The following is an 11217-nucleotide window of genomic DNA, read 5'->3' as shown; positions in this document are numbered from 1 at the left end:
GACTCATTAATTCACGAGGTCTAATATGCCCAATATACGAAAAAGCCTGCTCCAACTCATTTTTTCCGGCTCATTTATGAAACGCTGGAATGACAAACTTCGCCCGATGGAACTGGTGGAAGTGGATAAACAGGCCCACAAAATGATTGCAGCATGGATTCTTTTCACTCTAAACAGTGAGCACATGGACCAGCGCGAGAAAATTAAGCTTGGAAACGAAATTGTTGAAGGTGGAATCTTCGAATACCTGTTCAGAATGGTAATTACAGATATTAAACCTCCTGTATTCTACCGTATCAAAGAAAACCCGGAACACTACCGCAAACTGTCCGAGTGGGTGCTGAAACAACTACGCCCACGCTTGATGCCTCTTGGACTAGAATTCTGGGAAAAACTCAAAAAATTTCACTTGAATCCTGATGACAAATCTCTTTCTGCCAGAATTTTAGCAGCATCACACATGTACGCAAGCTACTCAGAATTCAAACTTCTCAAGCACCTTAACCAGCCTGACGATGAACTCCTCGAAATCGAGGAAAGTTTCAGATCTCGCCTTGAAAGCTATTCAGACCTTAAAGGAACTCAGGAACTACTTAATTCTGAATCAACGGCTCTGGGCAGATTTGCTGACCTTTGCGGACGGCTTAGATTTCAAACAAGGTGGTCTCAAACTCCTAGAATTCCTGAGACGTCTGTTCTTGGACATGTTTATATTGTCGCGACCTATGCATGGTTTTTCAGTCTTGAAATCGGAGCATGTCCCGCAAGACGGCAGAACAATTTTTTCACAGGACTATTTCATGACCTGCCGGAACTACTTACCCGCGATATTATATCGCCTGTAAAAAAAGCAGATCCTACCATAGGTGATTTAATCAAAGAGTATGAAGATCAGGAACTTGAAAGCAAGATTATGAAACCACTTATTGATAACGGCTATGAATCCATCGCTTCAAGATTAGGATATTTCCTTGGGTCAGAAACGGGATCTGAATTCCAGTCAGCTGCAATAATCGGCGGTTTTGCAAAAAAGGTCACAACAGAAGAACTCGATTCCCGTTACAATGACGACTGCTATGACCCCCGAGACGGTGAACTTCTCAAACTTTGTGATCATCTGTCAGCATTCATGGAAGCATATAATTCCCTGCAAAACGGAATAACTTCAGCATCTTTGCAGCAGGCATACTGGAGAATAAGTCAAAACTACATGGAAAACCCGGTAGTTGCAGGCATTCATGTAGGCCCGCTGCTTGCTGATTTCGATTAAATTTACTTTTAAGAATCTACAGCAAAAGGATTTCTTTTATACCCCTTACTCTTTACGAAAAGGGCCAGTATATGCTTTAACTTATTGCCAGTAGGAAAAAGCAAATGAATGCTTGCTCATATTTACTGAGACCTGTACGTTTTTCACATAAATAACAACAGCTTTGCGAAGGAGATGCTGATGCTGCTGAGAAAAAGAGCCTGGGACATGATGCGCGAAGATTTTGCTACTATTGATGAATCAGCAAGTCTTGCCGAAACAATAAGGCTTCTCCGGGACAGTATGAAAACTGCCCCTGATAATAATATCGTCGTGGTCAAAACTAAAAAGGGTTCGCTTCGAGGAGTTGCATCCATATGGACCATGCTCAAGGCAGTGGAAGATAAAGTCCTCAAAGATGAAGATCTGCGCCTGAATGAAGACACAGACTGGGACCGGGCATTCAAAAGAGCTGGAACAGCCTGCTGTCACAGCACACTTGATGATCACATTGAAACAGATATCCCCATCCTTAAACCGACAGACCCTATGCTTGTTGTGCTGGAAATATTCCGCAAAAAACATCGCTCATGGGCATTGGTGCAGGAAGGCGGAAGCATAATAGGTGTCGTCCTGATAAGTGACGTATACCGTGAATTAACACGAGATCTAGTCACACAGTTTTAATAATTTATCAGCCCTCAAAAAAAAACAGCCCGCAATCTAAGATTGCGGGCTGTTCTGTTATACGCCTAATTCTTTTCAACTGAATTACTTTTTTACAGTCAAAGCCCATGCTTGAATGTACTTAGTGACTTCAGGATCATATTTGGCATCCTGAGAAATCATCGAGGCAGCTTTAACCGGCTCAATAGCCTCTGTATACGGCCTGATGGTAATCATGGAACAATAAGAATCCACCGCAGCGCAAATTCTGCCAAGCTGGGTTATATCTTTCCCTGATTTTTTCTGAGGATATCCTTTTCCGTTCAAGCGCTCATGATGTTCAATTACACAAGCTTCAATTTCTTTATATTTAAGATCCAACTTACTCAACATTTCATAACCGATCAAAGGGTGCTTATCTATTTTGTTACGCTCATCCGTAGTCAACGGTTTCGGTTTTTCGCGAATGAAAGCAGGTATTTTAGTCATTCCAAGATCATGAAGAAACATGCCCGCTGTAAGTCTGTTAAAATGATTCCGGGTAATCTCTTTTTTAACAAACGAATCTGCTTTTATTCTGATGAATATTGCAAGCCCGAGAACTCCGCTGTTAACACTGTGTTTAGCCAGAGAGTGTTCCTTGTGGAGACGTTTTGCCAAAGCTTTGATTCTATGTACATCATCCCAGAGATACTCTGTGAGCACCATCAAATCGGACCACAGTTTTTCTAAAACAGCCGCAATCGGCTGATCAAAAAATTCCGTCATACGCATTGTTAACGCTTCAATAAAAATATCTGCTATTTCGCTTTCTTTAAGATTACGATCAATAAGAACCAAATCAAGCTGATAAGCTATATGCTTTACATAAACAGCATGATCAGCGCGGGATACAAATATCAATCCCTCCTGAACCAAGCCGGAAAGCTCTTCGATGCGCTCTTTGCTGAGTCTCTCTCCGACTTTATAGTACGAAGCTATACGGCCGATATCCTCTTTAAAAAGAAAAATATCCAAAGGTGGTCTGAACTTGTTAAAACTTTGAAGAATATCAGCAGTTATCTGATAAAATTCCTCATTCAACCCCTCAGGAACTGACATTTTACCTTTCGCATTCATACCGTAACACTCTCCAAAAGTAGGACAACTTTCCGTAATATTTAACTACACAACATTATCCAAACGATCTTTACGTAATTTACAGAAAGCTTTCCCTCTAAAAAAAACAACTCTTTCCTAAAAATACTCACCCTATAGCAAAAGCCTATAGCATTCATATTCCAATTCGTGAAGAGTCTCTCACTTAAGATAGTATTTTTTAGTAATTATTTTTTAAAAAACACATTTTTTTTTATTCTCCAAAGTAGTTTTCTAAAGTCCATATATTTAAACTGTTAAAACACCAAAAAAAGAATTTAACGCCCGTGTTCAGTACATTTTTGTACTGCCATTTTTTTAAAGAGGTATTGACTTTTTGCATATTTTCACACACAGGTGGAGAGACGGGGGGAATTGGTGGTAGAACTGTGTAATTAAGTGGTAGACGGAATGAAATTTAGAAGTCACGCTCATCGAAGCATGGATGCCAAAGGCAGACTGATGCTTACGCCGGAATTCCGGGATCAGATTTACTCTGATTCTGCGGAAGGCCTCGTGACTTTAACTATTTTTGAAGGAAACATCGTCGGTTTCACTCCTCCTGACTGGGCTATTCTTGAAGAAAACCTTGCCAAAATCAAGAATCCAAGCCGAAGTCTGAGAAATTTCATCCGTATTATCATTTCCGGTTCTGAAGAAGTTCACCTTGATAAACAAGGTCGAATCACCATCCCCTCCCATTTGCGTAAAAGCGGAAAGCTGGACAAGGAAATTGTTCTGGCTGGAGTCGGCGACAGATTTGAAGTCTGGGACAAAAGAGCTTTTGAAGCTCTGCTTGAACAGGATTTCGACGACGTTTCCGAGGAATTATCTCAGAGCGGAGTAGAGCTTCCGTTCTAGAAATCGCTTCACCGCCCCACTGTTGCACATAGTTCTTATTTAATTTTGGAAACTTAATTTCCTTAAGCCACCAAAGATTCAAAAAGTTCCCCCCCAGAACCCAAAGATTGAATCAGGAAGTTATGGAAACAAAGAATACGACCCCTGAAAAGGTTCACACCTCTGTTCTACTTAAAGAAGTCATTGACTGGATCGCCCCTAAACCCGGAGGTCTATACCTTGATGGAACTTTAGGTATGGGCGGACATTCCAGTGCTATTCTGGAAGCTGCCGGCGAAGGCGCTCAATTGATAGGACTGGATAGAGATGAACAGGCTCTTGATCTTGCAGAAGTGAGACTGGCTCCTTTCGGAGACAGGGCTCACCGGTTTCATTTGGCCTTCAGCAAATTTGAAGAAGCTCTTAATGAGATGGGCTGGGAAAAAATTGATGGAGTAATTCTGGATCTAGGAGTTTCATCTTTGCACCTTGACCGGGCTGAAAGAGGTTTCAGCTTTGCTAAAGACGGTCCGTTGGACATGCGAATGGACCCTTCAGGAGGAATGCCCCCTGCTTCAAGTATCGTAAATAAAGCATCTTATTCCGATCTCGTCAGAATAATTAAAATGTACGGAGAAGAACCTCTGGGTTCAAAGATCGCAAGCTCTATCATTAAGGCAAGAGAAGAAAAAAAGATAACAACCACTCTGGAGTTGGCTGCTATTGTTTCTAAAACTTATCCAGCCAAGCGGCGGGCTTTATCCAGAACACATCCGGCAACAAGAACATTTCAGGGTTTACGCATTGCAGTCAATTCAGAGCTTGAAGAGCTTAAAAATTTTCTGCACAGAATCCCCGAAAGACTCAATCCCGGAGCTAGAGTCGCGGTTATATCCTTCCATTCACTGGAAGACAGAATAGTTAAAAGATCTTTTAGAGATGAATCCAAAGAGTGCGACTGTCTGCCAATGCAGCCGGTATGCACATGTGGAAACAAACAAAGAATGAACGTGCTGACAAAAAAACCTATTCTGCCCACAGAAGAGGAAATGGAAGTCAATCCACGTAGCCGAAGCGCAAAACTCCGAGTGGCTGAAAGGTCACAGGAAAAAAAGTGATCCTGTCATGAAAAATGACCCCAAAGGCATCGCTTTAGCCCTGACCGCAACAATGGCCTCAGCTCTTATTTTAGGGCTTATATCGGTCTGGCTTAATATAGAACGTGTCGACAAGGCTTATAATTTAAGACGAATGGAAAAAATACTTAATGAGCAGGAAGCTCTTGAAGGGAAACTGGAAGTTGAAAACAACAACCTTCTCTCCCCGATAAGATTAAGAAAATTGGCGAAAAAGTACGGATTCGGCCCAGCCTCGCAGGGACAAATAAGAAGACCCCGTGAGAACAGAAAGCAATAGCACCGATAACTAAAAACAGGAGCCTGAATCGTGGCAAAAAGGAAAAAAGAAAACCTGAAGTCGAGCAAAAACAAAATGCTCTTCGTCATGGTTCTTTTCGCCCTTTTGTGGACAGGGCTACTTGGTAGAGCCGCATGGTTGCAGCTTTATAAAGGCGCTGATCTTTCACGACTTGCACTGCGCCAACATCTTGCGGCGGAACTTGAACGCGGAGAACGCGGTTCCATTTTTGACCGAAACGGGAATTTACTTGCAACAAGTGTTGAAGCTTCATCGCTTTATATACGCCCTGTAAATGTCAAAGACGTTGGTAGGACTGTAACTAAGCTTTCAAAGATCCTTGGAATATCAAGGTCTAAACTTAAAAAAAGTCTTTCCAAGAAATCGAATTTCATCTGGATTAAGAGGCAGCTCGACGATAGAACGGCCAATAAAATAAAACAGGCCGAACTGCCCGGAGTTTACCTGACAACGGAATTTGTCAGGCTGTATCCCTACAATCATCTGGCAGGACAACTGCTTGGATTCTCAGGGATTGACGGAAAAGGTCTTGAAGGTCTCGAAAAAGAATTTAATGACCGCCTTGCAGGACGTAAGGCCCAGTTCGTGGTTCAAAGGGACGCATCAGGGCGCAGGCTCTATCTTGATGAGATGGGTCGTGAAGTTGATATCAGAGGCAAAGACATTCACCTGACTATTGATTCGCATCTGCAATCAGTGGCTGAAAATACTCTGGTTGAAACTATAAAAAAATACGATGCGAAATGGGGTACGGCAATTGTTGTGGAAGTTGCGACAGGAGAAATCCTCGCACTTGCCAACTGTCCGAGATTCAACCCTAATATTTTCCGCACCAGCTCTCCAAAAACATGGAGAAACCGTGCGGCTATTGACGTGGTCGAGCCGGGTTCTACAATGAAACCCTTCTTGATCGCCGCCGCTTTAAAACACGGAGTAATAACTCCTGAAAAGCTCATCGACTGCGAAGGCGGAAGATGGAACCTGAACGGAAAGTACATAAAAGATACGCATAAATATGGCTGGCTGCCGGCTCATAAAGTGCTCAGATATTCCAGCAATATCGGCTCAGCAAAAATCGGACTTGAACTTGGTGCTCAAAATTATCACAAGTTTCTGCTCGACGTTGGGTTCGGTAGAAAAACAGGACTGCCTCTCCCCGGTGACCGGGTCGGTTCAATCCGTCCTGCCGCAGACTGGAACGAAATTGATCTTGCAGCGGGAGCATTTGGACAAGGCATAGGAGTCACAGCTCTACAAATGGCGAAAGCCTTTTTATGTGTTGCCAACAAAGGAATTGCTAAACCTTTAAGATTGGTGCAATCGCCCCGGTCCGAAGAAGACGAAGCACCTAAAAGAATTTTCAGTGCAGACGTAGCAGAAAAAGTTCTCTCCATGATGCGTGAAGTTGTTCAGGAAGATGGAACAGGAAGACGCGCCAGAATCAGCGGAACAACCGTTGCGGGTAAATCCGGAACGGCGCAAAAAGCAGGCAAAGGCGGATACGGCGATCAATATATGGCCTCTTTTGTCGGCATGGTTCCGGGATACAACCCCGAATATATCGTGGTTGTACTGGTGGACAGCCCTAGTGTGAATCATTACGGCGGAACAGTTGCCGCGCCTGTAGTTAAAACAATCATGACCGAGGCTCTTGCCTACTACGGCAAGTTGCCGGAAAAGCAGAACTCGCTTCCGGTCATGGCGGCAAAGATGGAAACATCTTCTGAAATGCCAAAAAAAGCGGTGAGGTTAAACTCAGCGCTTAAAGCTGTTTCCGGAGAAACAGTACCTGATGTAAAAGGAATGCCCATTCGCAGGGCTGTTGAAATAATGGTGAAGAAAGGATTCATTCCCAAACTGAAAGGTCAGGGAATGACAATAATCAAACAGGTTCCCCCCGCAGGTGATAAATGGCCTGAGGAAAAGAACGCAGAAATCGTTCTCTGGTTATCTTAAAGAAAGGCGAAGATGTCAGACATTATTATGGACATAGCAAAATGGAACAGACTCCTCGATAAAGTAAAAGAGGGGCTCATGGTTCGTGCCGATTCGCGGAAAGTGCAGGATGGTGACGTTTTTGTCGCTATTTCCGGCCCTCTTTGCGATGGCGCTGATTTTGTGAAACAAGCCATTAAGAACGGAGCCGCATATATTGTTTGTGCCTCTCAGATCGACACAGAATCAGCTGAACTTATTCTTCACTCTGATCCCCGCAAAGCGCTGGTGGATCTCGCTAAAGCATATTTCAAGACCGACAGCAGCACAGTTAAAATTGTCGGGATTACCGGGACAAACGGTAAAACAACTACATCTTACCTCATCGAGCAGATGCTTACCTCAGCAGGTATGAAAGTGGGAGTTATCGGAACCGTCAGTTACCGCTGGCCCGGCTTCGAGATGGATGCACCTCTCACCACTCCCGGCTGTTGGCAGCTGCATGAAATGCTCGCGCAGATGAACGAAGCAAATGTCGACGTTATGGTGATGGAAGTGTCGTCACATGCCCTTGACCAGGAACGCGTCGCCGGGCTGAATTTTGATGCGGCTATTCTGACAAATGTCACTCAGGATCACCTTGATTATCATGGTGATATGGAATCATATTTTGAAGCGAAATCTCTGCTGTTCAGCCACTATCCTATGACTGACAAGCGTGGAATCATAAATTTTGATGACCCATACGGAAAAAGACTTCTGGAATCTTACTCTCCTTCCATCGGATTCGGGCTTGGATCTCCTGAAGAACTAAGCGGAAACAACCTTTGCGGTGAAATGATTTCATGCACCGGCAAAGGAATGGTTCTGAAAATGACTTTCGGTACTGATACATGGGAAATAGAAACCGACTTTATCGGTAAGCATAACGGCTCAAACCTGCTTGCAGCTCAAGCTGTGGGTCTGCATCTGGGCCTTACGCCTGAACAACTGAAAGCAACCTCTTTTCATGGAGTTCCCGGAAGGCTTGAAAGAGTAAGAAATGATCACGGGTTCGATATTTTTGTGGACTACGCTCATACTCCCGATGCTCTTAAAAATGTACTTTCCACTTTGAAAGATTTAAATTTCAAAAGAATCATCACTGTTTTCGGCTGCGGCGGCGACAGAGACAAAACAAAACGTCCTCTCATGGCAGAAGCTGCATGCAAATATTCGGATGTGGCAGTGCTGACATCAGATAACCCGAGAACAGAAGATCCCCTTGAGATAATCAAAGACGTCCGCCCCGGCATGAATGGTTGCCCTATGACTATAGAAGAACCGGACAGAGCTGTAGCGATTCGCAAAGCTGTAAAAGAAATGACCGCCGAAGATGTCCTGCTTATAGCCGGGAAAGGTCATGAAACATATCAGATCATAGGAACGGAAAAACGCGACTTCAGCGATGTGCAGGAAGTCACTCTGGCAATCAAGGAGATATACGGTTGAAACTAACCTTATGTGAACTTGAAAAACAGCTCAGAGGGGGAAGTGAAATCCCCTGCGCAGGAGACACCGAAATCACAGCCGTGCGTATAGACAGCAGGCTCGTGAGAAAAGGTGATATTTTCTTCTGTGTAGACGGTGCAAATTACGACGGCCACAATTTTGCGGCAGCCGCTCTTAAGGCTGGAGCTGTTGCAGTTGTTACATCACAGCATATGCCGGACCTTGATGGTAAACCGGTTATTATGGTGAGAAACACAGTAGCGGCTCTCGGTAAACTTGCTGCATATTGGCGCACTCGCTCAAAAGCGAAAATGATCGCAGTGACAGGTTCAGCCGGAAAAACCACCGTTAAAGAAATGCTGGCTCATGTCATTGCCGGAAAGCACTCTGTTCACAAAAATTTCATGAACCTGAACAACCAGATAGGACTACCCATGTCCATGCTGGAAGCTACAGGTGACGAAGATTTCTGGGTAATGGAACTTGGAATAAGTCTTCTGGGAGATATGGCGGAACTCGGACCCGTGGCAATGCCGGACATGGCAATTATCCACAACATAGGTCCCGCACACCTTGAAGGTTTAGGCTCAATGGAAAACGTTGCAGCTTCAAAAGCATCACTTTTCAAATATCTGCAACCGGATGGAAAAGGACTGTGCTGTAAAGATCATACACTGCTCTGGAACGCAGCATCAGAGCTGACCGAACCGATTTCTTTTTCTTCTCAGGATAAAAGCGCATTTTATTATAGCGAACTGATTGAAACCCTGCCGGACGGCACTGGACGTTTCCTTATTAAAGCCGGAAATGAAACGGCTGAGACAATTTTGCCGACCTGCGGTTCTCATTTCGCTGAAAACGCTGCCGCTGTAACCTGTGCGGCTTCACTGCTCGGGTTCAATCTGCAGGAAATTGCTGACAGATTAAATACTGTACAATTACCGAAACAAAGATTTCACTGCCATGCTCTAGGAAAGTGGACGCTCATAGACGATTCATACAATGCGAATCCGCTTTCCATGAACAAGGCAATAGACACAGCAAAACAGATTGCTAAAGAAAGACCTCTGGTTTTGGTACTCGGAGATATGCTCGAACTTGGCGGTGATGCTGTGGAGGCTCATCGCGAACTAGGCAAAAAAATCGCTGCGATCAAACCGGATGTAACTTTCTATTATGGTAAACATTACGATGATGTTGCTTCAAGTACAAACGGCTCAACTTTTGTTCCGGTGAACAAGCCATCGGAATTTTTGAACGGAATACATGAGCTTGGATTGAATGATGCGGTGGTTCTTTTTAAAGGGTCAAGATCCTGCCGCATGGAAAATTACTTCCACGCACTTAATAACGAGGTCACTGGGGAGACCGGAGGAAACAAAGCATGATTTATCATTTTCTTGTCCCCCTGAGCGCACAAATCAGTGCTTTGAATGTTTTCAGATATATCACATTCAGATCAATCTACGCTCTGCTGACTGCTCTGATAATTACTATCGTTCTCGGCCCTGCCATGATGCGCTGGCTGCAAAGAATCAAGTGCGGTCAATACATTCAGGAAGACGGCCCTCAGCATCAATGCAAAGCTGGAACCCCTACCATGGGCGGATTGCTTTTAGGATTCGGAGTATTAATTTCCACCCTTCTCTGGGCGGATCTTTCAAACGTATATGTATGGCTGACAATGTTCGTGTTTGTGGGATTCGGAGCTGTCGGTTTTGTCGATGACTACATCAAAGTGGTCAGAAAACAGAATAAAGGGCTATCAGCCGTTGCGAAACTCGGCGGACAGTTGATCGTCGCCGGAATCGCAGTTGCGCTTCTTATTATGCAACCCGCTTATTCCACAGAACTTTCAGTCCCGTTCTTTAAAAACATAAGCCCTGATCTAGGCTGGTTCTATCTGCCGTTTGCACTGCTGGTTCTCATTGGTTCATCCAACGGAGTAAATCTTACAGACGGGCTGGACGGACTGGCTATCGGCCCTTCTATCGTCGGAGCTAGCTGTTTTGCATTTTTTATTTATGTTGCGGGACATGTCGGAATAGCTAGTTACCTGAACGTCACCCACGTTCCCGGAGTGGGAGAAGTAACCGTTTTTTGCGGAGCTTTGGTAGGAGCAGGACTGGGATTCCTCTGGTACAACGCCTATCCTGCTCAAATTTTCATGGGTGATGTGGGATCACTCAGTATCGGCGGAGTTTTAGGTTTTATCGCGGTTCTAGCCAAACAGGAACTTCTGTTGACCATCGTAGGCGGAGTCTTTGTTTTCGAAACTCTCTCCGTAATTCTTCAGGTTGGATATTTTAAATTCAGCGGCGGCAAACGGATTTTCCGCATGGCCCCGCTTCATCATCATTTTGAACACAAAGGCGTTCCTGAATCAAAGATAGTCATAAGATTCTGGATACTTTCAGTTTTAATGGCCTTAATGGCTTTAAGCACCCTGAAACTCAGGTAAA

10 protein-coding genes are annotated in these 11217 nt (G+C 44.2%); 9 read left to right on the top strand and 1 reads right to left on the bottom strand.

Annotated elements, in window-relative coordinates:
• Positions 1-25 precede the first annotated feature (25 nt).
• Positions 26-1270: an HD domain-containing protein gene (locus tag JEY82_RS00900; RefSeq protein ID WP_304081722.1), complete on the top strand. Its 1245-nt coding sequence runs from the start codon at positions 26-28 to the stop codon at positions 1268-1270.
• A 180-nt stretch (positions 1271-1450) separates the two neighbouring features.
• Positions 1451-1936 (top strand): CBS domain-containing protein, encoded by a 486-nt coding sequence (locus JEY82_RS00895; protein WP_092157124.1) that lies wholly within the window; start codon positions 1451-1453, stop codon positions 1934-1936.
• Between the two features lie 84 nt (positions 1937-2020).
• On the opposite strand, the gene JEY82_RS00890 is transcribed toward JEY82_RS00895, so the two are convergent.
• Positions 2021-3034, bottom strand: coding sequence for an HD-GYP domain-containing protein (locus tag JEY82_RS00890; protein ID WP_304081719.1), 1014 nt, complete (start codon positions 3032-3034; stop codon positions 2021-2023).
• Positions 3035-3463: 429 nt separating this feature from the next.
• Here JEY82_RS00890 and mraZ point away from each other — a divergent pair, with 429 nt between their 5' ends.
• The 7 genes from mraZ to mraY all read left to right on the top strand — a co-directional run bounded on the left by mraZ (position 3464) and on the right by mraY (position 11216).
• Entirely contained in the window at positions 3464-3913 is a 450-nt protein-coding gene (gene mraZ, locus JEY82_RS00885) for a division/cell wall cluster transcriptional repressor MraZ (RefSeq protein ID WP_092158750.1), read from the top strand.
• A 122-nt stretch (positions 3914-4035) separates the two neighbouring features.
• A complete protein-coding gene (rsmH, locus tag JEY82_RS00880) occupies positions 4036-5010 on the top strand; it encodes a 16S rRNA (cytosine(1402)-N(4))-methyltransferase RsmH (RefSeq protein WP_304081717.1) in 975 nt (324 codons plus the stop codon).
• Positions 5011-5017: 7 nt separating this feature from the next.
• Complete coding sequence (locus JEY82_RS00875) at positions 5018-5308, top strand: hypothetical protein (RefSeq protein WP_092157127.1); 291 nt, start codon at positions 5018-5020, stop codon at positions 5306-5308.
• A gap of 30 nt (positions 5309-5338) precedes the next feature.
• On the top strand, positions 5339-7285 hold the full coding sequence (locus tag JEY82_RS00870) for a penicillin-binding transpeptidase domain-containing protein (protein ID WP_304081715.1): 1947 nt from the start codon (positions 5339-5341) through the stop codon (positions 7283-7285).
• 12 nt (positions 7286-7297) lie between these two features.
• Positions 7298-8755 (top strand): UDP-N-acetylmuramoyl-L-alanyl-D-glutamate--2,6-diaminopimelate ligase, encoded by a 1458-nt coding sequence (locus tag JEY82_RS00865; RefSeq protein WP_304081712.1) that lies wholly within the window; start codon positions 7298-7300, stop codon positions 8753-8755.
• Positions 8752-10143 (top strand): UDP-N-acetylmuramoyl-tripeptide--D-alanyl-D-alanine ligase, encoded by a 1392-nt coding sequence (murF, locus tag JEY82_RS00860; RefSeq protein WP_304081710.1) that lies wholly within the window; start codon positions 8752-8754, stop codon positions 10141-10143. Before JEY82_RS00865 ends, murF begins: the two co-directional genes overlap by 4 nt.
• The gene (gene mraY, locus JEY82_RS00855) at positions 10140-11216 is read left to right on the top strand and encodes a phospho-N-acetylmuramoyl-pentapeptide-transferase (RefSeq protein WP_304081708.1); all 1077 of its coding nucleotides are present in this window, start codon (positions 10140-10142) and stop codon (positions 11214-11216) included. The genes murF and mraY overlap by 4 nt, the downstream gene beginning before the upstream one ends.
• Position 11217: the final 1 nt, after the last annotated feature.

The sequence above is a fragment of the Maridesulfovibrio ferrireducens genome, from assembly GCF_016342405.1.
Lineage (GTDB): Bacteria > Desulfobacterota > Desulfovibrionia > Desulfovibrionales > Desulfovibrionaceae > Maridesulfovibrio > Maridesulfovibrio ferrireducens_A.
Note: the sequence above shows the minus strand (reverse complement) of the source record. Positions and strands in the feature narration are given on the sequence as shown.